The following is a 24,635-nucleotide window of genomic DNA, read 5'->3' as shown; positions in this document are numbered from 1 at the left end:
CTGCAACAATGTTAAAATAAGCGGTTTTAAAGATCACTCAGGCCAACAGCCGGATAACTATGACAGCACAATCATCCAATCAACCCTCATCGGCCCCTATTGAAGCCGCCGTTGACGAAAACCATGTCATCGCAGAACGTCGGGAAAAATTGCGCCTGATGCGCGAACAGGCAGCGGCAAGTCAGTCGGCTGTTTTCCCAAATGATTTTAAACCTCAACATCAGGCTGCTGAGTTGCAAACAACTTATGCGGAAGCCGATAAGGAAACGCTGGATCCACAAGAAATTCCTGTGGTGGTGGCTGGCCGGATGATGTTGAAACGCGTGATGGGCAAAGCCAGTTTTGCGACGATTCAGGATGGTAGCGGCAGGATACAGTTATATGTTGCGCGGGATGAAATCGGCGAAGCGTTATATGAAAGCTTCAAGCATTGGGATATGGGCGACATCCTGGGGGCAACCGGCCGCCTGTTTAAAACCCGCACTGGCGAGTTGTCGGTGCATGTCACCGAGCTACGTTTGCTGACCAAATCTTTGCGCCCATTGCCTGAAAAATTCCATGGCCTGCAAGATCAGGAAATCAAGTACCGTCAGCGCTATGTGGATTTAATCACTTCTGAAGAAACGCGCGAGACCTTCAAAGCGCGCTCAAAAGTAGTCACTGCGATTCGCCAGTTCATGAATGAAAACGCGTTTCTGGAAGTAGAAACGCCTATGCTGCACCCGATCCCTGGTGGGGCATCAGCCAAACCATTCATCACGCACCACAATGCGCTGGATATGCAGATGTTTATGCGTATCGCCCCCGAGCTTTATTTAAAGCGTCTGATTGTCGGCGGTTTCGAGCGTGTGTTCGAGATCAACCGTAACTTCCGTAATGAAGGCCTGAGCGTACGCCACAACCCAGAATTCACCATGATGGAGTTTTACGCGGCTTACACCGACTATCACTGGTTGATGGATTTCACCGAGCAATGTATACGTGCGGCAGCGATTGCAGCCAGGGGCACCGCAGTGCTGAGTTACGCCGGTAAAGAGGTGGATTTAAGCAAACCGTTTGAGCGCCTGACCATTATCGGCGCGATCCAGAAATATGCGCCACATTACAAATTAGATCAATTGAACGATGCCGCTTTTGTCAGACAAGAGTTGCTTAAGTTTGGCGTGAAAGCATTTGACCACGCCGGTTTGGGCTCTTTGCAACTCTCGCTGTTTGAAGAAACAGCTGAGAGCCAACTCTGGCAGCCTACTTATATTATTGATTATCCGGTAGAAGTCTCGCCGCTGGCACGTGCTTCTGACAAGCAGCCGGAAATCACTGAGCGTTTTGAGCTGTTTATCACCGGTCGTGAAATCGCCAACGGTTTTAGCGAGCTCAATGATGCAGAAGACCAGGCGGCACGTTTCCTATCACAAGTGAAAGCTAAAGAAGCGGGCGACCAGGAAGCGATGTATTATGACGCTGACTTCATCCGTGCGCTGGAATACGGCATGCCTCCGACCGGTGGCTGCGGTATCGGCATTGACCGTCTGGTGATGCTGATCACTGATAGTGCTAGTATCCGTGATGTGATTTTGTTCCCGCATATGCGTTCCGAACAATAAGCGACACAGTGATAAAAAAACCACCTTCGGGTGGTTTTTTTATGCCTATCAACGGACTAGTCTTTCTGTAGTACCAAGACATCTATTTGTCATCAAATTGTCATATTGCTTGTTCAAAATACGCCCCGTTGCATTGATGAATATACAAACAGGGAAAAGATATGAACTCAAAATTACGTCACATCGTGTTGTCCGCCCTAGCGGGAAGCATGTTAGTTGGCTTATCGTTGCCTGCCATGGCGGACTCGACCGTGGATCTGGTACAAGCTTTAGTAAGCAAAGGGGTGTTGACTGAAGAGGAAGGCGCCTTGTTAAGCAAGGGCCGTAGTACTGAGGTCGAAGTGCAAAAGAAAAAAGAAAGCAAAAGCTGGACTAGCCGCGTAAACCTGCGTGGTTATGTGCAGGTGCGTAACACCACTATGTTGGGTGGTGATGACGGCATTAACTTATGGTCAGACCGTTCAGTTGGTGATGACCAGTCTCTAGGTGATGCGGATAAAAACTTCCTGATCCGTCGTGCGCGTTTGATTATTTTTGGTGACTATGGCGATCATTTGAGTTACTACATCCAGCCGGACTTTGCTAGTACGGCAGGTACAGGTAATAACAACTTCGCACAGTTACGTGATGCATATGGTGATGTATATATTGATAAAACGCGCGTACACCGTGTCCGTGTTGGTCAATCCAAAGTGCCTTATGGTTTTGAAAACCTGCAATCAAGCTCAAACCGTTTAGCATTGGATCGTAACGATGCGTTAAACAGTGCGGTGCGTGATGAGCGTGATCTGGGTGCTTTCTACTACTACACTCCAACTGATATTCAGGCTTTGTTTGAAGATATCAACAAACAAGGTTTAAAACACTCAGGCAACTACGGTATGTTCGCGTTGGGTCTTTACAATGGTCAAGGCGCAAACCGCCCAGAACAAAACGACAATTACCATGTGGTTTCCCGTTTTACTTATCCATGGAAAACAGAAAGCGGTCAGATTTACGAAGCGGGTATCCAGGCTTACCGTGGGGAATATGTTTCATCAGTGAATACTTATAGCCGCCGTAATGCTGCTGGAACTCTCGTGACAGCTACTCCAACATTAGGGACAGGTACACCGTCGTCAGGTAGAAACGGTATTGAAGATGAACGTGTAGGTATCAGCTTTATTATGTACCCTCAACCTTTTGGTATTCAGGCCGAATGGAACTGGGGTAATACACCAGGTTTAGATATCGCCAAAAACGTGATTGAGAAGAAAAGCCTGAACGGTGGTTATATACAGGCTATGTACAAGATCGATAACTTCCAATTCTTGAGTACCAATGGCACCTTGATACCATTCATCAAATGGCAATATTTTGATGGCTATAACAAAGCTGAAACTAACTCTCCAGAAAATCATGTGAATGACTGGGAGGTTGGTGTTGAATGGCAATTGGCACCAGAGGTTGAAATTGCGATGGTGTATCACCGTATGAACCGTACTAATCTAGTAACTGGCAGCCGTGTAGCTTCTGCTGCAAACACAGCAAGCAATTTGCAGCCAAGAGAAGATTACGAAAACTTCAAAGCAGACGCATTGCGCGTACAACTGCAATACAACTTCTAAATCTTAATTTAGTACTAAAAATAGAATCCCGCCACTCGGCGGGATTTTTTTATTTTTATATATAACAAATTCATATATAAAAATAATAAATAATTATTTTTTAAAATATACATAGTCTGAAATAATGCCGCTCATTCATTCAAGCGAGATGCATCATGTCGTCAACTCTGACCAAGCCGGATATTCAATATGACGAAGCTGTACTGGCTGCTGTGAATGCCGCGATTATTGCGGTACAGCGCGACACTGGTTATGGCTCTATAGAGGTCACCGTGCATGACGGACGCGTGACTCAAATTGAGCGACGCGAAAAAGTGCGTTTTGAACCAAGCAAACCGAAAAAGTAATTCATGATTTTTATGGCGCTGACCAGACCGCTGGAAGTTTTATATCACTAGGGAGATTTAAATGCATTTAAAAAAAATAACGCTCGCAATGGCTGCGACCGGGTTATGGTGGGCAAGTGGTATCGCGGGAATTTCGCAAGCTTATGCTGCGGAAGATACTACATCCACACAAGTGGAAGATATTGAACAAAAGAAAAAAATTGAAGCACGCCTGGCTGAAATTAAAGCCGAGGAAAAAGCAGCTGCCAAAGCAGCTAACGGCTATTACGTAGAGCGTCGCAGCTACGGTACACAAAAAGAAACTGAACCACCACGTTACGTAAAACAGCTGAACAAGACTTGGTTGAAAGACTATGACGCGTTTGCTGATGTTGACTGGCTGGATGTAGGCCTTGAATACCGTGCACGTTACGAATATCGTGACAATGACTTCCGCCGTCCAAGGGAAAACCTGGATGAGCCACTCCTGTTGCGTACACGCGCCTATGTTGGTTTGAAAAATATTCTGGATCCGTTCCGTTTTGCGGTCGAAGCACAGGATTCACGCCGTAACAACAGTGACTACACCCGTAGCAACGATACACGTGATGTCGATAAGGCAGATTTTGTACAGGCTTATTTAGAGCTGTATTTCAAAGACAGTATTTTTGGCAAGGATGATCTGGGTAACAGCCGTCCATTCTGGGTACGTGGCGGACGCCTGGCCTGGGAAAGCCTGGATCGTCGCCTGATTGCGCGTAACGAATGGCGTAACACCACCAATACATTCCAGGGTGTGCGTGCAAACATCGGTGAGAAAAAGAATGACTGGCAACTGGAAGCGTTTGCAGTACAACCTGTACAACGTTTTACAGACAAGTTGGATGAAGTAGATCACTCACAGAATTTCTATGGCGTGATCGGTGATTGGCGTCGTTGGTCAGAATACGTGACCATTCAGCCGTATTACTTCTTGCTCAGACAAAATGGCGACGATGTAGTGTACGACACTAACGGTAATTCACTCAGTGATCGCCGCTTTACGACTGCCGCTGCACAGAGCCAAGCGAGAATCGATCGTGAAATCCACACCGGGGGTATTCGCGTGTTTGGGGTAGTGCCGGGCACGCAATGGGATTATGACGCCAGCTATGTCAAACAATGGGGTCACCAACAACGTTTTATCACTACTGCCATTGGCTATGCGAATGTTGACCATGATGCTTATGCCTACAACGCAGAAGTAGGTTACACCGTTAAGCATCCATGGAAACCACGTTTCAGTACTTCTTACGGTGTAGCTTCTGGGGATAAATCACCCGCGACTGGCAATGATTTCTCAGATAACGGCCGTTTTGACCGCTTGTTCGGGTTTGCCCGTCCATGGTCTAACAACGACTATATCCAGATGGAAAACATTCGTGCAGCTAAAGTGCGTGTGGAGTTTGACCCGGTAGTGCCTTTCCTGAGCAATGTAAAAGTGGATACTGGCTTTAGCTGGTACCAGCTGGATGATGCAAGTGACCGTTGGAACGCCGGTGCGAACTTGCGCGACAGGACAGGTAGTTCTGGCAGGGATCTGGGTAAAGAATACGATTTACGCGTACGTTTCCCGATCAATCAATATGCAGCACTAAACCTGGGTTATGCACACTTCTGGGCGGGTGATTTTGTTCAGGATGCAGTCAAAACGGGTACTAACCCTAACACGTTTGATCAAAACCGTTCCAAGAGTTCTGACTTTTTCTACACAGAATTAACCCTGTACGGCTTCTAAATAGAGGATAGATATGAAACTGAACCAAACATTTAAAAAGGCTGTGTTAATTGCCGCTCTGGCCTCGCCGTTCGCGGCCTGGGCAGCGGATGTTAGCTTGCTGAATGTGTCATACGATCCGACCCGCGAGTTGTATCAGGATTACAACGTAGCGTTTGCCAATTACTGGAAAGCCAAAACCGGCGATAACGTGATTATCAAACAGTCACACGGTGGTTCCGGCAAGCAGGCACGTTCGGTGATTGATGGCCTGCAGGCGGATGTGGTGACTTTAGCCCTGTCTTATGACGTGGACGAGGTTGGCATCAAGGGCAAGTTGTTCCCGGCGGATTGGCAGAAACGTTTGCCGCACAATAGTTCTCCATACACGTCTACGATTGTGTTTCTGGTGCGTAAAGGCAACCCGAAAAACATCAAGGACTGGGGCGACCTGGTGAAACCTGGTACTTCCGTGATCACGCCTAACCCTAAAACATCAGGCGGCGCACGCTGGAATTACCTGGCAGCTTATGCTTATGCACTCAAGCAAAACAACCAGGATGAAACCAAAGCCAAAGACTACCTGAAGAAGTTGTTCAAGAATGTGCCGGTGCTGGACAGCGGTGCGCGTGGATCAACCACCACTTTTGTTGAACGCGGTATTGGTGATGTGTTGCTGGCATGGGAAAACGAAGCCTTCCTGGCACAAAAAGAGCTGGGTCCGGACAAGTTTGATATTGTCGTGCCTTCGTTGTCTATCCTGGCTGAACCGCCAGTGACTGTGGTGGACAAGAATGTTAAACGCCACAATACACAAGCAGTAGCCGAGGCTTATTTGCAGTATTTATACAGTGAAGAAGGCCAGGAAATTGCGGCGAAAAACTACTATCGCCCAACCCTGGAATCTGTCGCTAAAAAGTACGAGAAACAGTTTCCAAAAGTTAATCTGATCAAAATCGATGAAACATTTGGCGGCTGGCAGAAAGCGCAAAAAACACATTTTGCCGATGGCGGTGTGTTTGATGAGATTTACCAAAAATAAGCTGTGATTCTAGAAAAAGGCATTTACCCAATGCCTTTTTCTTTTTCTCTTATAAGGAGAGTATGTATGTCAAAAGCATTAGTCATTGGTGGTGACCGTATCGAAGGCATTAAACAGGTATTACACGCGCAAGGTATAGACAAAATCGATCACTGGACCGGCCGCAAGCCTGGTGATGTCAAGCGCGAGCTGCCTGCCAATGTGAATGTGATCGTACTGGTGACCGGCTGGTTAAATCATTCCATGATGTACCGTATCAAGCATGTCGCACACAAACGTGGCCTTAAAGTGGTCTACACACGAAACAGCGCAGATGGCATGCAACGTGTGCTGGAAGCTGCCTGATTGTTCAGTTTCGCCACTATTTAAATTTTTTTTACATTTATCTTTGATTTAGTCTAAATTTATCCTCTTTATTAACCGATAAACAGTTAGGGTTTTAAGGTTAAATGGCATTCTCATCAGTCTTTTGTGCATCACGCATAAAATGGCAGTGTATGGGTTTACAAGGGTAGATAATGAGTCAAAACGGGATTGGCGAGAAAACAGCGCCACTCAATGAAAATGCCACGCAGCGCCAGTTCATGCGCCATCGTCTTGTACGCAAAGTACAGGACAATACGCATTTCCTGGCCATGACCAGCATGGTATGTGGCTTATTGGGCTTCCCGCATTACCTACTGGACGTGGATAACAATGTCTGGCTGGCACAGTTGCTCACTTATCTCACCTTCATTCTGGTGAGCTATAACCTGCTGCTGGAAAACGGGCGGACTAATCTGGCCATGCTGACCATGTCGCTGGTCACCGTGAGTTTATTCGTCGTTCAACTTTCTCCCTACGCTGCCGATTTCAATGACACTGCGCATTTGTTGCGCATGACCAGTGAAATACAGGTGCATCATTTCTCACAAGTGCTTGAATATGCAGCCGGTGCATTGCTGGCTTGTCTGATTGCCACTTCTTATTTATTCCAGCGTTCCGGCTGGTTAGCAGCTAGCCAAGCGATTTTATACGTCGCCGTGATGATTCCACTGATCCCTTTATTAGGCTTTTTCTGCGGCGTTGCGCAACCTTACGGCATCATGTCACCACTCACTACGTTGAGCGGCTTGTTATGTGCGTTCAGCTTACTGGCAAAGCATGCTTCGCACCCGCCTATGAGTTATTTGTTGCTGATGGACGATAATGGCAAGCAGATACGCTTCAGTATCGTTTTCCTGAGTTTCTTCGCGATTATGTTAGCCAGGGCTGGTGTCGAGTTTGGTGACAACATGTTGCGCGCGCTGCCAGTGGTGGTGGTGGTCTCTATTCTTGCGATTATCTACACCATGACGGCCACCTATTACCGTAAAGGGCAAACCAGTGAGCAAATCGTATTGCCTGCTGCCGATATGGATTTCGCCAGCCAGGTCGAGACGGCGTTGGACAACCAGCAGTTCTATATGGTGTACCAACCGCAAATTGATTTCAACACTGGCCAGTTAAAAGGGGTAGAGGCACTGATACGTTGGCGCCATCCCGAAAAAGGGATTATCTCGCCAGAAAAATTTATTCGCGTGGCTGAACTGACCGGCCTCATTGTGCCTTTGGGTAAATGGGTGATGCGCACCGCATGTACACAGGCTGCCAAGTGGAATAATGACCCGGTGCTGGGCAATATAGAAGTGGCTGTCAATGTCTCGGCATTGCAGTTGAAATCAGGCACGCTGGTGGAAGATATTTTGCAGATACTTGAAGAAACCGGCTTAGCACCGCAGCGACTGGTGGTTGAACTGACAGAAAGTGCATTTGTACAAGATGATGGCCAGAACGCCAGCATGATGCACAAATTAAAACAAGCCGGCATCAAGCTGGCGATTGATGATTTTGGTACTGGTTATTCCTGTCTCTCTTACCTGCGTGATATCCCGGGTGACTACCTCAAGATAGACCGTTCATTTGTGATGGAACTGCCCGGGCATAATAAAGCTGAAGCCGTGATCCAGGCCATTGTGAGCCTGGGCAAAAGCCTGGATTACCGGATAATTGCCGAGGGCGTTGAAACACAGGCGCAGGCTAAGTTTATCAAGGACATTGGTGGTGACATCATACAAGGCTTCTTGTTTTCACGCCCGCTGGAAGCCGAAGCACTGCAACATTGGGCAGCCGAAAACCTGCCTGCCGCCATTCCAAAATAAGTATTATCTAAATTGGCTATCAGCTAGCCTGATTGGTCATTCTCATCTTCCGCATTGCAATCGGACCTGTTTTTCTTTTACTAACAGCATGCTTTTCAGTACGTATGGTTTGCATGCATGATGTTTAGTGATCGTTATCTTTGATATCAAACTAATTAAATGAAAAGGAAGATGAATCCAGTGTTGCTTCCTCGATAATCCGGTTGCCGCACCCCCTATAGTATAAAAAAACCACTGGCCATGCCGGTGATAAAAATCGTCAGGGACAGGGGGCATCATATGTCAGTTTCCAGTATCGACTGGTTAGCTGTGAATGTTCAAGAATGTGGCACGCAACGGCAGTATATGCGCCACCGCTTTTTGCGTAGTGTTCAGAAGCAGGCACCATGGCTGGCGATTGCCAGTATTGTCACCGTGTTCCTGACGTTTCCTTTTATTACCTTTCCCAACGAGTACGGTTTGTGCATTGCCCTGAGCCTGGGCTACCTGATTTTTATTACGGTCAGTTTGCGCACCCTGCTCGAAACATGGCGCAAGGACCGCTTGACCAAAATCATGTCTGCTTCAGTCATGCTGTTGTTTCTGGCTGAAATATTCCTGGTGGTCAGCAGCCACAGGCACATCGATTTTGATCTTGCCAGCGCTTATCATGATGCCACTAGCCTTGATCAATTGACCACAGATTTAATCATGGCTGCTTTAGTCATGTTTGCATCTGTGTTGTGCCATATTCAGTGGAGCAAGTGCAGCCAGGCATTGCTTTGCATCGTGATACTGATGCCGGTCAATGGCTTGCTGGCCTCTTTATATGGCATTCCTGATGCTTATGGGCAACTCTCACCGTTAGCCAGCCTTGGCGGGCTGCTGTGCGCTGCAGCGTTGTTGGCCAAACAGATCTCGCAAACCTCCATGAGTTATCTGTTATTGCTGGATGATTCGGGCAAGCATCTGCGCTGGATAGTCTGTATTTTATTTCTCTGTTCAATTGTGCTTGGCGGTGTCGGTGTCTACTTCAAGCATGACCCGCGCGTCACGCCCATTATTATTACGGTTGCGCTGATGGCCATTGTCAGCATCATGACCACAACTTATTACCGTAAGGGAGTAGTCCACGAGCAAGTATTGCCGCCAGAAGACCTGGCATTTGCCAGTGAGCTGGAGGCCGCGATTGCACATGAGGAATTCTATCTGGTCTATCAACCGCAAATTGATTTCCAGAGCGGCAAGATGGTGGGCGTTGAAGCACTGATCCGCTGGCAGCATCCGCAACAGGGCGTCATTCCGCCAAACAGGTTTATTGGCGTGGCAGAGTTGACCGGGTTGATCGTGCCTATGGGCGCATGGGTGCTTAAAGCTGCTTGCCAGCAAGTTGCTCACTGGAGAAATCACGAGCTGGCGAATGCCAAAGTATCCGTGAACGTTTCACCCCTGCAACTCCAGTCAGAAGGGTTCACTGAATATGTGGCACAGGTGCTGCGGGAAACAGGCCTGGCCCCAGAGCGGTTGGTGATAGAGCTCACCGAGAGCGCGTTTGTACATTCTGATTGCAAGAGTATGGAAAATCTCCAGGCCCTGAAACACATAGGCGTGAAACTGGCGATTGACGATTTTGGCACCGGATACTCCTGCCTGGCTTATTTGCGGGATATTCCCGGAGACTACCTGAAAGTAGATCGTTCTTTTGTCAACGATGTGCCGGGTAAAGAGCGCTCAGAAGCGGTGACCAGCGCGATTGTCGTGTTGGGCAAAAACCTGCATTACCAGATTGTGGCAGAAGGGGTGGAAACAGAAGCGCAGGCCAATTACCTCAAGGGGCTGGGCTGTGATTTTGTGCAGGGCTTTTTATATGCCAAACCCATGACTGAGCGAGCGTTGCAGCAATGGGTGCAAGCGCGGGGTTAGTATGCGCTCTCAGCAAATAAAGCTAGCCTGAGGCTGATTCTGTAGCCGCCTTGTATTTTTCATGCTGCAGTTTTGACCTGACCAGCTCGATATGCGCACGTAATTCGTAGGCATATTGCGAGAAAGGCACTGGCAGCTGCACATTGATCACCTTGGATTCAATTTCATTGAGCTTTTCTACAAACAGGCGCTGATCCTCGGCGGTTTTAATTTCCCTCAGTTGCGTATCCAGATAACGCAATTCGCCGTAATAGCGGAATAACTTTCGTTTGACCAGCCAGACATAAATCATCGGGATGATTTTGGTCAGAGGAATCAATAATGCCAGTAACGGCAGAATCACAATCAGGGTCCGGTTCACGAACGTGGCAGCCCAGAACGGCAGGTATTTGTCGATAAACGGCAGGCCGGATTTATAGAAGTTCAGCGCCTGGGTGCTCAAGGGGAAGTCAGTATCTTTGGCAGAAGGAAACTCATCTTTGGTATTAAACATGCCAGGGCTGCCATGCACTTGCGCAATCACCTTCATCATCAGGTAAACCAGTGCCGGATGCATGTTTTCCTTCACCACCAGGGTGGCCGTTGGTGCCACCATATGTACATCATGGGCGGGAATGTTATGCACCAGATCCATGGCGCCTTCGGGCAATACCAGATGATGCAGGAACGAGAACTTGCGGGAGAACGCCTCTGCGGTATCCATACTCAACATGCTAAGCCGTTTATCTTCGACCATACTGCGGATCACATAGGAAGTCGGCACATCGACAAAAAACGCTGCATCCAGCTTGCCGTTGCGCAACGCTTCCGCTGCTTCTTCGCCACCTGTCTCCACCAGGTGGCTGTTTTCGTTGGTGACCCCGCTTTCAGCCAGCAGTGTACTCACCAGTGTGTTGGTGCCATTGCCACTATAGCCAACAGCAATTTTTTTGCCTTTTAACGCTGAGAGATGCGTGGTTTCCAGCTTGCAGCGACAGAAAATCCATACCGGCTGGTAGTAAAGACTGCCCAGGGATAGCAATGTACCCGCGCCTTCTGCATGGGCTTCGCCATCCTGGATGAAAGCGATGTCTACGTCAGAGTCGGGGTCTTTGAGCAAGCGCAGGTTTTCTTTATCACCGGCAGTGGTGCGGGTTTCCAGGGTGATGCCTTCTTGCTGCAGGAACACGCCATAGATAGAGGCAAACGCCTTGTAATTGATATCGTTATTGCCGGTGGCGATCACAATTTTGCGGGGCGGGGCAGGGTCAATAAACTTATAGGCGACAAACAGGGCCAGGCAGATCAGCAGGATAGAGGGCAGCATGGCGCCCAGAATCTCACCAGTGAAAATGGCGGTAAATTTATTATTGCGCGGGTCAAATTTCATCTGTAGGGGGCGGTTCATCTCAAAGCAGATGAATCAATAGGTTGTCTGGATGAAAATGATTTTACAGAGGGTTGGACAGAATGTCACAACAGAAGAGGGCGGTAGCTGGAAAGAAAAAATGCAGCCAGTTGCCTGGCTGCATTCATCCTTGCTGCATTTATATCAAGGCTTACGCGATGAAAGACGTTGCAGAATCACAATCATACGATCGATTTCTTCATAGGTGTTATAAAACGCCACTGAAGGTCGCACCGTGGTTTCTACCCCAAAACGACGCAAGATAGGTTGTGCACAATGATGTCCGGAACGCACGGCGATGCCTTCCTCGTTCAGTGCAGCACCTACTTCTTCACTCTGGTAGCCTTTGAGCGCGAAAGACAGCACGCTGGCTTTGTTTTTGGCAGTGCCTATCAGGCGCAGGTGCGGAATATCACGCATGGCTGCCGTGGCATATTCCAACAAAGCATGCTCGTAGCTGGCAATGTTTTCGATGCCAATGCGCTCGACATATTTGAGTGCTGCACCTAAGCCCACCGCATCTGCGATATTGCCGGTACCTGCCTCAAATTTGGCAGGGGCTGCATGATAGACGGTTTTTTCAAACGTCACGTCCTGGATCATGTTGCCACCACCTTGCCAGGCAGGCATGTCTTGCAAGACATCTGCTTTGCCATACACCACGCCTATGCCAGTCGGGCCAAATATCTTGTGACCGGAGAATACAAAGAAATCTGCATCCAGCGTCTGGATATCGATACGCATGTGCGAGATAGATTGCGCGCCGTCCAGCAAGACTTTGGCACCCGCTCTATGCGCCATGGCAATCATTTCCTGCGCAGGCGTGACGGTGCCCAGCGCATTAGACACTTGCGTGAAGGATACCAGCTTGGTTCTTGGTGTCAGCAGTCTCTGATACTCTTCCAGCAAGATCTGGCCACTGTCATCCACAGGAATGACCTTCAGCACCGCACCGGTTTCCTGACACAGTTGTTGCCAGGGCACGATATTGGCGTGATGTTCCAGGTTGGAGACCACAATCTCATCACCAGCGCTGAGGTGCTTTTTACCCCAGGTTTTAGCGACCAGGTTGATGCCTTCAGTGGTGCCGCGCACAAAAATGACCTGATTCACCGAAGGTGCATTGATAAAGCGGCGCACGGTTTCGCGCGCATCTTCATAAGCATCAGTCGCACGCGCTGCCAGTTCATGCGCAGCACGGTGAATGTTGGAGTTTTCATGCTCGTAGAAATAGCTAACCCTATCAATCACCACTTGTGGTTTCTGCGTGGTGGCCGCGTTATCAAACCAGACCAATGGCCTGCCGTTCACTTTTTCGTTCAGGATAGGAAAATCCCGGCGAACGCTCAACACATCAAATGCCGGATGTGCGGAAGCAGGCAGGCTATTGTGCAGGGCAGGTTGCTCAGCTTGCAGGAAGTAAAACGACTGCCCGCTTGACGAAGAACCCTTGGCAGGCGGTACATTGCCTAGTGATCCGATGCCAGGAGACCCATGACTAGGTACCTGGTTTTGAGTCGTTGGAGTCGACGGATTCGAATACCCAAGCCAACGGTTTAATTCCTGTTGATATGGAATCTCAATGCCTAAACTGGCAAATTGCCCAGGAATCAGGTAGTCAGGGTCAGTATGCAGCGCATCCTGATGATTAGGATCACTTGCAAGTGTCTCAACCCCTGGCGCATAGGTTAATTGCTGTGCCTGTGATTCCAGCGTGACTGGCTGTATAGACGATTGCGCATAGCTGGGCGAAGTAATATCCCTGGCGTTGCCACCGGTGACATTACCCACTTGCGTTGTCAGTGAATCAGTCGCTGGCACTTTTGCTTGCGCCTGGTTTGGTGAGACCAATGTCTGCGCAAACTGTGCCGCTGCAAATGGCGCCGTCGCGGGAAACCCTTCCGCATACAACTCATTGACCAGCTGATTCAGCGTGTCTATATCGAGTGACCCGGTCTGTTCCAACTCACGGCCTACACCCAGTGCAGCCGCCATCTTTGGATGCTCGCCCGGCAGTGAGGCCAAAATGGCCTCCGGCTCAAACCCAGCCAAATCTAGTGCCTGATGTGTGTTTGGATTACTTGTAGTCATAGTAGTGGTCAACTCCGACATCTTCCAGTACGGCAATCGCATCTTCAGTCAATACTGCCAGTGAGCAATAGAGTGAAACCAGATAAGAAGCAATTGCTTTGTGGTTAATGCCCATGAAGCGCACAGACAGGCCCATGCTTTGTTGACCAGGCAAGTTCGGTTGATACAGGCCAATCACGCCTTGTTTGCTTTCGCCCACGCGTAACAGCAGGATTTTTGATTTGCCATTGACGATAGGCAGTTTGTCACTAGGAATCAGCGGGATGCCGCGCCAGGTGATGAACTGTGAACCAAACAATGACACTGTTGGCGGCGGCACGCCACGACGGGTACACTCACGGCCAAATGCGGCAATCGCTTTCGGGTGCGCCAGGAAAAACGCTGGTTCTTTCCATACTTTGCTCAGCAACTCATCCAGGTCATCCGGTGTAGGCTGGCCATTACGAGTTTTCACGATCTGTGATTTAGCCACATTGTTCAGTAAACCGTATTCTTTGTTATTGATCAGTTCGCTTTCCTGGCGCTCTTTCACTACTTCAATGGTCAGGCGTAACTGTTCTTTGATCTGGTTATGCGGGCTGCTGTACAGGTCAGATACACGGGTATGCACATCCACTACCGTGTTGACTGCATTCAATACATATTCACGGCCCCACTCTTCGTAATCAACAAAGGTCGCTGGCAGGTCTTTTTCGTCCTTGCTTGAACAATCAACCGTAATCGCAGCTGGGTCTTTTGCCTTGTTAACGCGGTAAATACCTGCCTCTACCGGTACCCAGTTCAATAAGTGCACCAGCCAGCGTGGGCTGATGGTACTGAGCATAGGTACCGATTTGGTGGCATTGGCAAGCGTCCGTGCGGCGACATCGCCTAATGCACTTTGTGATGGCTGTTGTGACATGTATTCTCCTTATTTGGTATGGCTTTAAAATACTACAAAAAAATCAAGCAGCGGCCGGAATGGGCTTGGCATCCGAATGCGCTTGTGTGACGTGGCTATTGGCGGGCACGTTGCGGGTCACCCACACGTTACCGCCAATGACTGAATGCTTGCCTATGGTGACACGACCCAAGATCGTCGCACCGGCATAGGCGACTACGTAATCCTCAAGTATGGGATGGCGTTCGAATTTCTTCACCAGATGGCCGTTGGCATCTTTAGGGAAGTTTTTTGCACCCAATGTGACCGCCTGATACAGGCGTACATGGTTGCCGATAATGGCTGTTTCCCCGATCACGACACCGGTGCCATGATCAATAAAAAAGTGGTCGCCGATACGCGCGCCAGGGTGGATATCGATCCCGGTCTGCGAGTGGGCGATCTCAGTAATCAAACGCGCAATGATGGTCAATCCCAAGCCATGTAACACATGGGCAATACGGTAATGAATCAATGCCAGTATGCCTGGATAGCTGACCAGGATTTCATCCACACTGTCTGCGGCCGGGTCGCCCTGATAAGCGGCTTCCAGGTCAGTATCCAGTTGCAAACGGATACGCGGTAATTGCTCAGAAAACTGGCCGGTGAGCGTATGCGCCTGAGCGCGAAACTGGTTGGTGGGTTCACCGGGGGCTTTAAACGCCAGTTCCAGGCGGATCTGGTGTTGCAGTTCACGCAAGGCCTTATCCAGCGTGGTGCCCACGTAAAAATTAATGGCATTCGCCTGAATATCCGGGTCACCCAGACGGTTAGGGAACAGCGCTGCAGCCAGCCATTCCACGCACTGTCCCAATGCCTTGCGTGAAGGCAGCTTGGGTGGTTGCGATAGTCGCTGCCGTTGTTGCAATGCGCTTTCCCTGATGTTGGCCAGTTGTTGCACGATGTGTTCGATCGCGATTTCTTGCATCGTCAATTCGTCCTGTCAGTATGCTTTGGTGGCTGTTCAAAAACAAAAAACCAGTTGCATCATGAGTGCAAACTGGCTTCCAGTGGTCTAGACAGCTGATTGTGCGCTCACTATAAAATAAACTTCAGTAATTGAACAGGGTTTAAGTCAAATAATTATTAATTATTTGCTTATTCCATTTGGTTATTAGTAAAGAAATATTCAAAAGCCTCTTTATAAGACATTGATGTAAATCCATTGAGGCTATAAAGCTACTCTTCTGCGTGGCAGTTTGCAATAAAATAGAAGTAAAATAACCAAGCTTTTTTAATATATTTTTACGTTATAAATATATTATTTTTTATTCTTTTTAAAAATATAAATAGGTCTGTATAGTGCAGACCAATTCATCTCAGGAGTAGGGTATGTCATCTTTGTTACGCAGTGCCGTTCTGGCCGTATTGTTTAGCAGTGTGTCACTGCAAGCCGCAGAGTTGTTGAATGCTTCATATGATGTGACGCGTGAGTTTTACAAAGATTTCAACCCGGCGTTTATACAATACTGGAAAGAAAAAACCGGTGAGACCCTGACGATCAATCAATCACATGGCGGTTCTACCAAACAGGCACGTTCAGTCGTAGATGGCTTGCCAGCCGATGTGATTACGATGAACCGCAGTGCGGATATCGATATCCTGGCGCAAAAAAGTAAATTGATCCCGGCAAACTGGCAAACACGCCTGCCCAACAATAGTGTCCCTAGCGCTTCGCCTACTGTTTTCCTGGTGCGCAAGGGCAATCCCAAGCATGTCAAAGACTGGGATGATTTGATCCGTCCGGGTGTGTCTTCTGTGATCCCTAACCCAAAAACATCCGGTAACGGTAAATATAGTTATCTGGCTGCCTGGGGCTATGTCACACAAAAAGGGGGCGACGCCGCCAAGGCACGTCAATTCGTGACGGAGTTATTCAAGCATGTGCCAGTACTGGATACTGGTGGCCGTGGTGCAACGACCACATTCGCACAACGTGAAATCGGTGACGTGCTGGTGACGTTTGAGAATGAAGTGTATCTACTGCAAAAAGAGCTGGGCGAAGATAAATATGAAGTGGTTTATCCTTCAGTGACTGTGCTGGCTGAAAACCCGGTGTCTGTCGTCGATAAAGTAGTCGATAAAAAAGGCACGCGCAAGCAGGCACAAGCTTACCTCGAATACCATTTCTCACCTCAAGGCCAGGCCATCGCCGCCAAGCATTATTTGCGTCCGCAAGTGAGTGAAGCCGCGCAGCCAGCCTTTAAAAAGATTCATACCTTTACGGTAAAAGAAGCATTCGGTAGCTGGACTGAGGCTGAAAACACCCACTTCAGTGATGGCGGTATTTTTGACCAAATTTACCAGAAATAAACGCACAAGCAATAACGCAGCATAGTATAAGGAGGGGATGATGACCCAGCGACAACAACATCAGGAACCAGAACATGTAGTGCAGTTACGCGCCGAGTTAAAGCAAGTGCTGGCGCTGGATCTGGAAGAGTTAGGGCTGATTGAAGCCAATACCGGTGAGTATGAAAGTACCTTTATCGGCGTACACCTGAAAACGGCTTTTCAGCCTATCTACGATGCTAAGCAGGGAGATATCTACGGCTACGAAGCCTTGATCCGTCCTTCCTTGTTTGGCACGCTGGGCAGCACGCCGGAGTTCGCATTCACCTATGCCGAACAATCCGGCAAGCTGGTGCAGTTTGACCGCGTATGCCGCTCGCAGCATGTGCTCAACTTCCGCGCCATCCACCAGGAAAACGGCTTGCTGTTCCTGAATGTGCATCCTAAATTGTTGCTGGAAGTCAGCGCGCACGGTAAGGTGTTTGAACAGATATTGCATCAGTACTCGGTGCCAACTGATAGAGTCGTGCTGGAAATCAATGAATCCCTGATCGATCAGGACAAACACCTGATCGCAGCGATTGAGAACTACCGCTCATTAGGCTACAGAATTGCGTTTGACCATGTCGGCAATCACCAAAGCAAACTTTATCGCTTGTGGGGTGTGCAGCATGACTTTATCAAGTTTGATATCTCTGTCATCCACCAGGCAGCGCAACAGCCTTCACTGGCCAAAGCGCTGGGCGGGCTGGTGCATGCCGTGCAGGACCTGGGCAGCACGCCAGTGATTGTTGGAGTGGAAACGCAACAACAACTGGATATCGCCATTGCTTCCGGAGCGACGATACTGCAAGGTAATTTTCTGGCTGAGCCAGTGGTTGCCAAGGTATTGAATGACCAATTCCAGCATCGTGCCCCGAAAGTGGCTTAAATACTGGTTTGCTTGATCATAAAAATGCGTTAAATACTATAATACTGCACTGCTGGAATGACTTTAAAAGCAGTACATAGTCATCCGGCAGTGTTGATATAACAGTCAATTATAAATTAATGATTAATCATTCTTTTGTGAATAATAAGAATCCGGCTACATTAGCCCCTGTTCAAACCGGTCACGAGTCAATATGACAACTAGAAAAAAACATTTATTGCCCGGCTTTGGCCTTTCACTAGGCTACACACTGGTTTATTTAAGCCTGATCGTATTAATCCCACTGGCAGCCGTTTTCCTGCGCACCGCTGAATTGAGCTTTAGCGAGTTCTGGGCAGTGGTGACCACACCGCGGGTACTGGCTACTTACCGTTTGACCTTTGGTGCATCGCTGTTTGCAGCTTTAATCAATCTGGTATTTGGCTTACTCACGGCCTGGGTACTGGTGCGCTACCAGTTTTACGGCAAAAAAATCCTGGACGCACTGGTCGACTTACCGTTTGCCTTGCCCACAGCGGTGGCAGGTATCTCCCTGACGGCGATTTATGCCCCTAATGGCTGGCTAGGCCAATGGCTGGAACCGCACGGCATTAAAGTCGCTTTCACGCCCTTGGGTGTCGTGGTTGCCTTAACCTTTATCGGCTTGCCTTTTGTGGTGCGTACCGTGCAGCCCGTACTCGAAGATTTCAGTACCGAACTGGAAGAAGCTGCCGCCAGCCTGGGCGCCAATCGCTGGCAAACATTTTTTAAAGTCATTCTACCTGCCATCTGGCCGGCGCTACTCACCGGGTTCTCATTAGCTTTTGCCCGTGCGGTGGGTGAGTATGGTTCTGTGATTTTTATCGCCGGTAACATGCCGATGATTTCAGAAATCACGCCATTGATGATTATCACCAAGCTGGAGCAATATGATTACGCTGGCGCCACTGCGATTGCGGTGGTCATGCTGGTGATTTCATTCGCCTTGCTACTATTAATTAATCTATTGCAATGGTGGAGCAGCCATCGCCACGGCGGTAAATAGGTTGACTGCGCAAACGATGACAACACAGTCACTCCCGGTTTCTGCCATCTGGCTAGCCCTCGATCCTGCGGCTTGAATGTTTTAATTAAACGATAAAAACTATGCATAAAACACAATTTGAACAATACCAGGGCAAAGTGGCTTATAAACGTGCCACTTCAGAACCTGCCTGGGTACGCTGGGCACTGATTCTCACGGCATTAGTGTTCCTGAGCTTATTCCTGCTGATTCCACTGGCAGCCGTTTTTTCAGAAGCGTTGCGTAAAGGCTGGGGTGTTTACCTGGCAGCGATCACCGATGCAGATGCTTTATCCGCCATGAAATTGACACTGATCGCCTCTTTAGTAGCGGTGCCTTTAAACCTGGTGTTTGGTGTGGCGGCTGCCTGGGCGATCACCAAGTTTGATTTTCCCGGTAAAAGTTTCCTGATCACGCTGATCGATTTACCATTTGCCGTGTCCCCAGTGATTGCCGGTTTGATCTTTGTGCTGATCTTCGGCCTGCAAGGCTGGTTTGGCGAATGGCTGATCGATCATGATTACAAAGTGATCTTTGCCGTACCAGGCATTATCCTGGCGACTATTTTTATTACCTTCCCGTTTGTGGCCCGTGAGCTGATCCCTTTAATGGAAGCGCAAGGTAAGGAAGAGGAAGAGGCGGCACTGGTGCTGGGGGCTTCAGGCTGGAAGATCCTCTGGCATGTGACGTTGCCGAACGTGAAGTGGGGGCTGATCTACGGCGTGATACTCACCAATGCCAGGGCCATGGGAGAGTTCGGCGCGGTATCGGTGGTGTCCGGCCATATCCGTGGCATGACCAACACCATGCCCTTGCATGTCGAAATCTTGTATAACGAATATAACTATGCAGCAGCGTTTGCAGTGGCTTCACTGCTGACTTTGCTGGCACTGGTAACGCTGGTTTTGAAAACCTATGTCGAATGGCGGGCATCACATGATGCAGCTACTCAGGAAAAGGAAGTGACGGTTTAATATGGGCATCACCATACAACAAATTAGCAAGGGTTTTGGTAGCTTTAGCGCACTGCGTGATATACACCTCGAAGTGCCGAGCGGTGAGCTGGTCGCATTGCTAGGACCATCAGGTTGCGGTAAAACCACGCTGCTGCGCATCATTGCCGGTCTGGAAACGCCAGATAGTGGCCAAGTGCTGTTTGATGGCGTAGATACTACGCATGCTGATGTACGTGAACGCCAGGTCGGCTTTGTGTTCCAGCACTACGCGCTGTTCAGGCACATGACGGTATTTGAGAACGTCGCTTTTGGCCTGCGTGTGCGCCCTAAGGAAACACGTCCTTCCAACGCCGAAATCAAAAAACGCGTACATGATTTGCTGAAGCTGGTGCAACTGGACTGGCTGGCAGACCGCTACCCACCACAACTGTCCGGTGGCCAGCGCCAGCGTATCGCCCTAGCACGTGCATTGGCGGTTGAGCCAAAAGTATTGTTACTGGATGAGCCGTTTGGCGCGCTGGATGCCAAAGTGCGTAAAGACCTGCGCCGCTGGTTACGTCGCCTGCACGATGAGTTACATGTCACCAGCGTGTTTGTGACGCACGACCAGGAAGAGGCCCTGGAAGTGGCTGACACCATTGTTGTGATGAACCACGGGCAAGTAGAGCAAGTGGGTTCACCGCAAGCGGTGTACGACAATCCGGTCACACCATTTGTGTATGAGTTCCTCGGGAATGTGAACGCATTTGATACGCCACAAGGCAAAGGCTTTGTGCGGCCTTACGAGATCGCCGTCAGCCGTGAGCCTGCTTTGAACAGCATCGCCGGTGCCTTAACTTATGTGCATTCGGTCGGTTCATTAGTGCGCCTGGAGATCAAGCGGACTGATAATGAACAATATGTCGATGTGGAATTGGGCCGTGATGTATTCAATCAGCTGAATTTCAAACAGGGCGAGACGGTGTACCTGAAACCTACGCAATTACGCGTGTTTTAATCGGCTATACGATAATAAAAAGGCGTCACGGTCACCGTGACGCCTTTTTTGTTTAGCACAAAGTTAAAACCTCAATCTGTAGCCTAGACCTTGGCTTTTGACAGGTGGTGCGCAACCAGCGCATTGGCATGGCCGTGCCCTAAGCCATGTGATGATTTGAGCAGGGCCACCAGTTCCATATGTTTGAGGTTGCCGGCATGGCGCAAAATATCGAACCAGTGCTCCACCGGTTGGCCATACTTTTGTTCTATCGATGGAAAGTAGGAAGCAGGGCCTTTAATCTTATCTGTGTCTGACATGCTATGCCTTGGTTTTGGTGTGAGTCATGCGATGAAATCGCTTCTGCTGAACAGGCTTTACTTAATCACGCCACAGGCAAACCGTGCGCCACCGCCGCCCAAAGTGGCAGGATGGTCAGAATGATTGTCACCGCCGACATGTACCATCAGCGCACGGCCGCTGACATCACTCAATTTCAGGCGTGGCGCCAACACAGGTTGATTTGCAGTGCCATTGGCGTTCACATAAAGCGCTGGCAGATCCCCAAGGTGGCCATCGCCCCACGGTGCATCGTGCTTGTTACTGTTGTCAGGGTCGTAGTGACCACCGGCAGCACCTGCGGCCGCGACTTTGCCATCTTTCTCTTTAGGCTCACAGCTTGGGTTCTGGTGTATATGAAACCCGTGCGTCCCGGCAGGCAGGCCTTGCAGCTCAGGCGTAAACACCAGGCCATATTTAGTTTCAGAGATAGTGACTTTCCCCGCGTTGGCTCCTGGCCCTTTTTCATCCACTATATTTAATGGCACAACGATATCTGCCAATGCCGCGCTTGAGGCAAATGCCAGCGTGAGTGCGATGATCTTTTTCATATTTTCTCCTTAAGGAAAAGACTTATTTTAGGAAATGTTTGCGCCAATTTTTTCAATAACTATGAAGATGCGGTTAAACAATGAAGGTCTGTCAGACATTCTGATGACAGGTCGAGATGAAAAGTTCTTGCTTCTCACTTTTCAGTTATTTCTCACGAATGATATCGCCAGCAACAACATAGCGCTCTTTGCCATCAATAATCGTTGAGTAAACTTTCAGGCTGTTTAAATTAATCACCTGAGAGACATAGATTCCGGTCTTCTCCACCCAGCTGACAAAGTAAATCTTATCTGCCACTTTAAACCGTTCAGGTTTTTCTGCACCGTTCGCACCTTTTTCCGGGCCTTCTATGCATTCCCATGACATGGACTTGGCATTTTTCACCGTCACGCGATACACACTGCCGCCGTCATATTTAAAAAGAAATTGGCCGAGGTATGCTTCTTGTGCAACCACAGCACCGGCAAAAGTGGAGATGAAAAAGCTCAGGATGAATAAGCGCACAGACTTCAATTGTTTTTTCCTAAATGGAGTGAGGCTGATACGGTATGTCGAATTTGAGTTTTCGTCAAAAGCGTTATCGATTTTAAACAATTCAAACTTGTGCCAACGCTTGTTCCAAATCTGCAATCAGGTCATCAATATGCTCAAGGCCAGCCGAAAGCCTGACCAGGTCTTCGCTAACACCTGCTTTTGCCAGTTCTTCCTCATTCAGTTGCCGGTGCGTGGTGGTCGCCGGATGGCAGGCCAGGCTTTTGGCATCACCGATATTGACCAGGCGGGTGAATAATTGCAACGCATCAATAAACTTGGTGCCACCTTCTTTACCGCCTTGCACACCAAAAGACAGGATGCCGGACGCCAGCCCATTCAGGTATTTCTTCACCAGCGGGTAATCGCTGTGGTCTTCCAGGCCTGCATAGTTGACCCATTTCACTTTCGGGTGCTGCTTCAGGTAATGCGCAATCGCCAGTGCATTGCTGCTGTGCCGCTCCATACGTAACGATAATGTCTCCAGCCCTTGCAGGATAAGGAAACTATTAAACGGGCTGATGGCCGAGCCGGTATTGCGTAAAGGCACGACACGCGCACGGGCGATGAAAGCGGCCGGCCCCAGGGCTTCTACGTAATTGACACCATGGTAGCTGGGGTCAGGTGTATTCAGGCTAGGAAAGCGCTCGGCATGGTCTGCCCACGGGAATTTTCCGCTATCCACAATGATGCCGCCTATGGAGGTGCCATGCCCGCCTATATATTTGGTGAGTGAATGGACGACGATATCTACACCATGCTCAAACGGCTTTACCAGGATAGGCGTAGCCACAGTATTGTCGACAATCACAGGCACGCCATGCTTGTGCGCGGCTTCGCTGATCGCTGCCAGATCCACGACATTGCCCAGCGGGTTGCCTATGGTTTCGGCGAACACCAGTTTGGTGCGGCTATCGATCAGTTTCTTCAGCGAGGCCGGGTCGCGGTAATCAAAAAACCGTACCTCAATGCCTTGTTTGGGCAAGGTGTGTGCAAACAGGTTATAAGTGCCGCCATACAGGGTGGATACCGAGACAATGTTGTCGCCCGCTTCGGCAATGGTCTGGATAGCATAGGTGATGGCGGCCATGCCTGAAGCTACTGCCAGGCCGCCTATGCCGCCTTCAAGTTGGGTAATACGTTCTTCGAGCACCGCAGTGGTCGGGTTCATGATGCGTGTATAAATATTGCCCTGTACCTTGAGGTCAAACAGGTCGGCGCCGTGCTGCGTACTATCAAATGCGTAAGAAGTGGTCTGGTAAATGGGCACTGCCACGGCTTTGGTGGTGGCTTCTGGCGAGTAGCCACCATGGATGGAGATGGTTTCAGGTTTCATTTCGCTTGCTCCTTGTGTTTGCAGGTGACAAGAAAGGAGTATAAACCTGGCATTTGATCGCGTTTATAACATTTAATTGAATGCTTATAACTGCGATAGAAGAGGTGTGCAGCGGATAAATCAAGCGCGGCCATGCGCTTGCCGCGTGTTATCCCATCAGGTCAGGGATAATATGGCCGAGCTTGATGGATTTGGTTTGCAGGTATTTCAGGTTTTCAGCAGTTGGTTCTGTCAGCAGTGGCACTTGCTGATGCACAGTGACTCCCAGGGCTTCCAGCGCAGACTTTTTACCCAGGTTGTTGGTCAGCAGGCGTACAGAATTAATCTCAAAAAAAGCCAGCATTTCAGAAGCCGCTTCATAGCTGCGGCTATCCACCGGCAGCCCAAGTGCTTCATTGGCTTCTACTGTATCCAGCCCCTGGTCCTGCAAAGCATAGGCGCGCATTTTATTGCTCAGGCCTATACCGCGGCCTTCGTGGTTTTTCAGGTATAACACCAGCCCGTGGCCATGTTCCTGGATCAGTCGTTGGGCATGGTGCAATTGCTCACCACAATCGCAGCGGGTAGAGGAGAACACATCCCCGGTCAGGCACTCGGAATGCACACGTACCAGCGGATTCTGTGAACGCGTGATGTCGCCGCAGGTCAGTGCAATATGTTCAACATTGGTACGGTTGTCCTGGAACACGTGCAGATCAAAATCACCATACTGCGTAGGCAGCCTGGCGCTGGAACTATGGGTAAGGAATTGCATGTTTTTAACTGGTGGAATCGTTTCAATCTTCAATGCGTTATTGTAACGTTTACATGCATGTTCGTATGTATTTTTTGCTTTAAAAACGCGACTGCGAAAAAGATAAAATGGC

At 49.1% G+C, this 24,635-nt stretch carries 22 protein-coding genes; 13 read left to right on the top strand and 9 right to left on the bottom strand.

Annotated elements, in window-relative coordinates:
• The first annotated feature begins 59 nt into the window (after positions 1-59).
• The 8 genes from lysS (at position 60) to ACSSVF_RS13490 (ending at position 10,417) form a co-directional block, all read left to right on the top strand.
• Complete coding sequence (gene lysS / locus ACSSVF_RS13525; RefSeq protein ID WP_492404114.1) at positions 60-1,604, top strand: lysine--tRNA ligase; 1,545 nt, start codon at positions 60-62, stop codon at positions 1,602-1,604.
• Positions 1,605-1,765: 161 nt separating this feature from the next.
• Complete coding sequence (locus ACSSVF_RS13520; RefSeq protein ID WP_492404113.1) at positions 1,766-3,211, top strand: porin; 1,446 nt, start codon at positions 1,766-1,768, stop codon at positions 3,209-3,211.
• Positions 3,212-3,366: 155 nt separating this feature from the next.
• Positions 3,367-3,558 carry a YezD family protein gene (locus ACSSVF_RS13515; protein WP_492404111.1) on the top strand — a complete coding sequence of 64 codons (192 nt, stop codon included), beginning with the start codon at positions 3,367-3,369 and terminating at the stop codon, positions 3,556-3,558.
• Positions 3,559-3,619: 61 nt separating this feature from the next.
• Positions 3,620-5,314 carry an alginate export family protein gene (locus ACSSVF_RS13510; protein WP_492404109.1) on the top strand — a complete coding sequence of 565 codons (1,695 nt, stop codon included), beginning with the start codon at positions 3,620-3,622 and terminating at the stop codon, positions 5,312-5,314.
• Positions 5,315-5,327: 13 nt separating this feature from the next.
• The gene (locus tag ACSSVF_RS13505) at positions 5,328-6,335 is read left to right on the top strand and encodes a sulfate ABC transporter substrate-binding protein (protein WP_492404107.1); all 1,008 of its coding nucleotides are present in this window, start codon (positions 5,328-5,330) and stop codon (positions 6,333-6,335) included.
• Between the two features lie 66 nt (positions 6,336-6,401).
• Complete coding sequence (locus ACSSVF_RS13500) at positions 6,402-6,680, top strand: DUF2325 domain-containing protein (protein ID WP_029146612.1); 279 nt, start codon at positions 6,402-6,404, stop codon at positions 6,678-6,680.
• Between the two features lie 173 nt (positions 6,681-6,853).
• A complete protein-coding gene (locus ACSSVF_RS13495) occupies positions 6,854-8,515 on the top strand; it encodes a putative bifunctional diguanylate cyclase/phosphodiesterase (RefSeq protein ID WP_492404105.1) in 1,662 nt (553 codons plus the stop codon).
• Positions 8,516-8,794: 279 nt separating this feature from the next.
• The gene (locus tag ACSSVF_RS13490) at positions 8,795-10,417 is read left to right on the top strand and encodes a putative bifunctional diguanylate cyclase/phosphodiesterase (RefSeq protein ID WP_492404103.1); all 1,623 of its coding nucleotides are present in this window, start codon (positions 8,795-8,797) and stop codon (positions 10,415-10,417) included.
• Between the two features lie 22 nt (positions 10,418-10,439).
• Here the strand turns inward: ACSSVF_RS13490 and ACSSVF_RS13485 are convergent, their stop codons facing one another.
• From ACSSVF_RS13485 to epsC, 4 genes are all read right to left on the bottom strand, one after another.
• A complete protein-coding gene (locus ACSSVF_RS13485) occupies positions 10,440-11,804 on the bottom strand; it encodes a TAXI family TRAP transporter solute-binding subunit (RefSeq protein WP_492404102.1) in 1,365 nt (454 codons plus the stop codon).
• A gap of 144 nt (positions 11,805-11,948) precedes the next feature.
• Entirely contained in the window at positions 11,949-13,895 is a 1,947-nt protein-coding gene (locus tag ACSSVF_RS13480; RefSeq protein ID WP_492404100.1) for a family 2A encapsulin nanocompartment cargo protein cysteine desulfurase, read from the bottom strand.
• The gene (locus ACSSVF_RS13475; RefSeq protein WP_379054968.1) at positions 13,882-14,796 is read right to left on the bottom strand and encodes a family 2A encapsulin nanocompartment shell protein; all 915 of its coding nucleotides are present in this window, start codon (positions 14,794-14,796) and stop codon (positions 13,882-13,884) included. The genes ACSSVF_RS13480 and ACSSVF_RS13475 overlap by 14 nt, the downstream gene beginning before the upstream one ends.
• A gap of 43 nt (positions 14,797-14,839) precedes the next feature.
• The gene (gene epsC, locus ACSSVF_RS13470) at positions 14,840-15,742 is read right to left on the bottom strand and encodes a serine O-acetyltransferase EpsC (protein ID WP_492404098.1); all 903 of its coding nucleotides are present in this window, start codon (positions 15,740-15,742) and stop codon (positions 14,840-14,842) included.
• Between the two features lie 404 nt (positions 15,743-16,146).
• Here epsC and ACSSVF_RS13465 point away from each other — a divergent pair, with 404 nt between their 5' ends.
• The 5 genes from ACSSVF_RS13465 (at position 16,147) to ACSSVF_RS13445 (ending at position 21,032) form a co-directional block, all read left to right on the top strand.
• A complete protein-coding gene (locus tag ACSSVF_RS13465; protein ID WP_492404096.1) occupies positions 16,147-17,127 on the top strand; it encodes a sulfate ABC transporter substrate-binding protein in 981 nt (326 codons plus the stop codon).
• 40 nt (positions 17,128-17,167) lie between these two features.
• The gene (locus ACSSVF_RS13460) at positions 17,168-18,037 is read left to right on the top strand and encodes an EAL domain-containing protein (protein ID WP_492406359.1); all 870 of its coding nucleotides are present in this window, start codon (positions 17,168-17,170) and stop codon (positions 18,035-18,037) included.
• Between the two features lie 193 nt (positions 18,038-18,230).
• Complete coding sequence (gene cysT, locus ACSSVF_RS13455; protein ID WP_492404094.1) at positions 18,231-19,061, top strand: sulfate ABC transporter permease subunit CysT; 831 nt, start codon at positions 18,231-18,233, stop codon at positions 19,059-19,061.
• Positions 19,062-19,162: 101 nt separating this feature from the next.
• Complete coding sequence (cysW, locus tag ACSSVF_RS13450) at positions 19,163-20,053, top strand: sulfate ABC transporter permease subunit CysW (protein ID WP_492404092.1); 891 nt, start codon at positions 19,163-19,165, stop codon at positions 20,051-20,053.
• Position 20,054: 1 nt separating this feature from the next.
• Positions 20,055-21,032, top strand: coding sequence for a sulfate/molybdate ABC transporter ATP-binding protein (locus ACSSVF_RS13445; protein WP_492404090.1), 978 nt, complete (start codon positions 20,055-20,057; stop codon positions 21,030-21,032).
• An 83-nt stretch (positions 21,033-21,115) separates the two neighbouring features.
• On the opposite strand, the gene ACSSVF_RS13440 is transcribed toward ACSSVF_RS13445, so the two are convergent.
• From ACSSVF_RS13440 to ribA, 5 genes are all read right to left on the bottom strand, one after another.
• Positions 21,116-21,331, bottom strand: coding sequence for a DUF4287 domain-containing protein (locus tag ACSSVF_RS13440; RefSeq protein WP_492404088.1), 216 nt, complete (start codon positions 21,329-21,331; stop codon positions 21,116-21,118).
• 57 nt (positions 21,332-21,388) lie between these two features.
• On the bottom strand, positions 21,389-21,901 hold the full coding sequence (sodC, locus tag ACSSVF_RS13435; protein WP_492404086.1) for a superoxide dismutase [Cu-Zn] SodC: 513 nt from the start codon (positions 21,899-21,901) through the stop codon (positions 21,389-21,391).
• Positions 21,902-22,046: 145 nt separating this feature from the next.
• The gene (locus ACSSVF_RS13430) at positions 22,047-22,496 is read right to left on the bottom strand and encodes a phenolic acid decarboxylase (protein WP_492404084.1); all 450 of its coding nucleotides are present in this window, start codon (positions 22,494-22,496) and stop codon (positions 22,047-22,049) included.
• A gap of 1 nt (position 22,497) precedes the next feature.
• Positions 22,498-23,769 carry an O-acetylhomoserine aminocarboxypropyltransferase/cysteine synthase family protein gene (locus ACSSVF_RS13425; RefSeq protein WP_492404082.1) on the bottom strand — a complete coding sequence of 424 codons (1,272 nt, stop codon included), beginning with the start codon at positions 23,767-23,769 and terminating at the stop codon, positions 22,498-22,500.
• A 148-nt stretch (positions 23,770-23,917) separates the two neighbouring features.
• On the bottom strand, positions 23,918-24,523 hold the full coding sequence (gene ribA / locus ACSSVF_RS13420; RefSeq protein ID WP_484179267.1) for a GTP cyclohydrolase II: 606 nt from the start codon (positions 24,521-24,523) through the stop codon (positions 23,918-23,920).
• Between the last annotated feature and the right edge of the window lie 112 nt (positions 24,524-24,635).

Source organism: Methylophilus sp. E2MeOHC9 (genome assembly GCF_058744375.1).
Note: the sequence above shows the minus strand (reverse complement) of the source record. Positions and strands in the feature narration are given on the sequence as shown.

What these genes read in the sequence shown, in the direction of transcription:
- ACSSVF_RS13490 (WP_492404103.1), top strand. Translation starts at nt 8,795, where the DNA reads ATGTCAGTTTCCAGTATCGACTGGTTAGCTGTGAATGTTCAAGAATGT.
- ACSSVF_RS13495 (WP_492404105.1), top strand. Translation starts at nt 6,854, where the DNA reads ATGAGTCAAAACGGGATTGGCGAGAAAACAGCGCCACTCAATGAAAAT.
- ACSSVF_RS13510 (WP_492404109.1), top strand. Translation starts at nt 3,620, where the DNA reads ATGCATTTAAAAAAAATAACGCTCGCAATGGCTGCGACCGGGTTATGG.
- cysW (WP_492404092.1), top strand. Translation starts at nt 19,163, where the DNA reads ATGCATAAAACACAATTTGAACAATACCAGGGCAAAGTGGCTTATAAA.
- ACSSVF_RS13500 (WP_029146612.1), top strand. Translation starts at nt 6,402, where the DNA reads ATGTCAAAAGCATTAGTCATTGGTGGTGACCGTATCGAAGGCATTAAA.
- ACSSVF_RS13480 (WP_492404100.1), bottom strand. Translation starts at nt 13,895, where the DNA reads ATGACTACAAGTAATCCAAACACACATCAGGCACTAGATTTGGCTGGG.
- ribA (WP_484179267.1), bottom strand. Translation starts at nt 24,523, where the DNA reads ATGCAATTCCTTACCCATAGTTCCAGCGCCAGGCTGCCTACGCAGTAT.
- epsC (WP_492404098.1), bottom strand. Translation starts at nt 15,742, where the DNA reads ATGCAAGAAATCGCGATCGAACACATCGTGCAACAACTGGCCAACATC.
- ACSSVF_RS13520 (WP_492404113.1), top strand. Translation starts at nt 1,766, where the DNA reads ATGAACTCAAAATTACGTCACATCGTGTTGTCCGCCCTAGCGGGAAGC.
- sodC (WP_492404086.1), bottom strand. Translation starts at nt 21,901, where the DNA reads ATGAAAAAGATCATCGCACTCACGCTGGCATTTGCCTCAAGCGCGGCA.
- ACSSVF_RS13475 (WP_379054968.1), bottom strand. Translation starts at nt 14,796, where the DNA reads ATGTCACAACAGCCATCACAAAGTGCATTAGGCGATGTCGCCGCACGG.
- ACSSVF_RS13465 (WP_492404096.1), top strand. Translation starts at nt 16,147, where the DNA reads ATGTCATCTTTGTTACGCAGTGCCGTTCTGGCCGTATTGTTTAGCAGT.
- ACSSVF_RS13440 (WP_492404088.1), bottom strand. Translation starts at nt 21,331, where the DNA reads ATGTCAGACACAGATAAGATTAAAGGCCCTGCTTCCTACTTTCCATCG.
- cysT (WP_492404094.1), top strand. Translation starts at nt 18,231, where the DNA reads ATGACAACTAGAAAAAAACATTTATTGCCCGGCTTTGGCCTTTCACTA.
- lysS (WP_492404114.1), top strand. Translation starts at nt 60, where the DNA reads ATGACAGCACAATCATCCAATCAACCCTCATCGGCCCCTATTGAAGCC.
- ACSSVF_RS13460 (WP_492406359.1), top strand. Translation starts at nt 17,168, where the DNA reads ATGACCCAGCGACAACAACATCAGGAACCAGAACATGTAGTGCAGTTA.
- ACSSVF_RS13445 (WP_492404090.1), top strand. Translation starts at nt 20,055, where the DNA reads ATGGGCATCACCATACAACAAATTAGCAAGGGTTTTGGTAGCTTTAGC.
- ACSSVF_RS13515 (WP_492404111.1), top strand. Translation starts at nt 3,367, where the DNA reads ATGTCGTCAACTCTGACCAAGCCGGATATTCAATATGACGAAGCTGTA.
- ACSSVF_RS13485 (WP_492404102.1), bottom strand. Translation starts at nt 11,804, where the DNA reads ATGAACCGCCCCCTACAGATGAAATTTGACCCGCGCAATAATAAATTT.
- ACSSVF_RS13505 (WP_492404107.1), top strand. Translation starts at nt 5,328, where the DNA reads ATGAAACTGAACCAAACATTTAAAAAGGCTGTGTTAATTGCCGCTCTG.
- ACSSVF_RS13425 (WP_492404082.1), bottom strand. Translation starts at nt 23,769, where the DNA reads ATGAAACCTGAAACCATCTCCATCCATGGTGGCTACTCGCCAGAAGCC.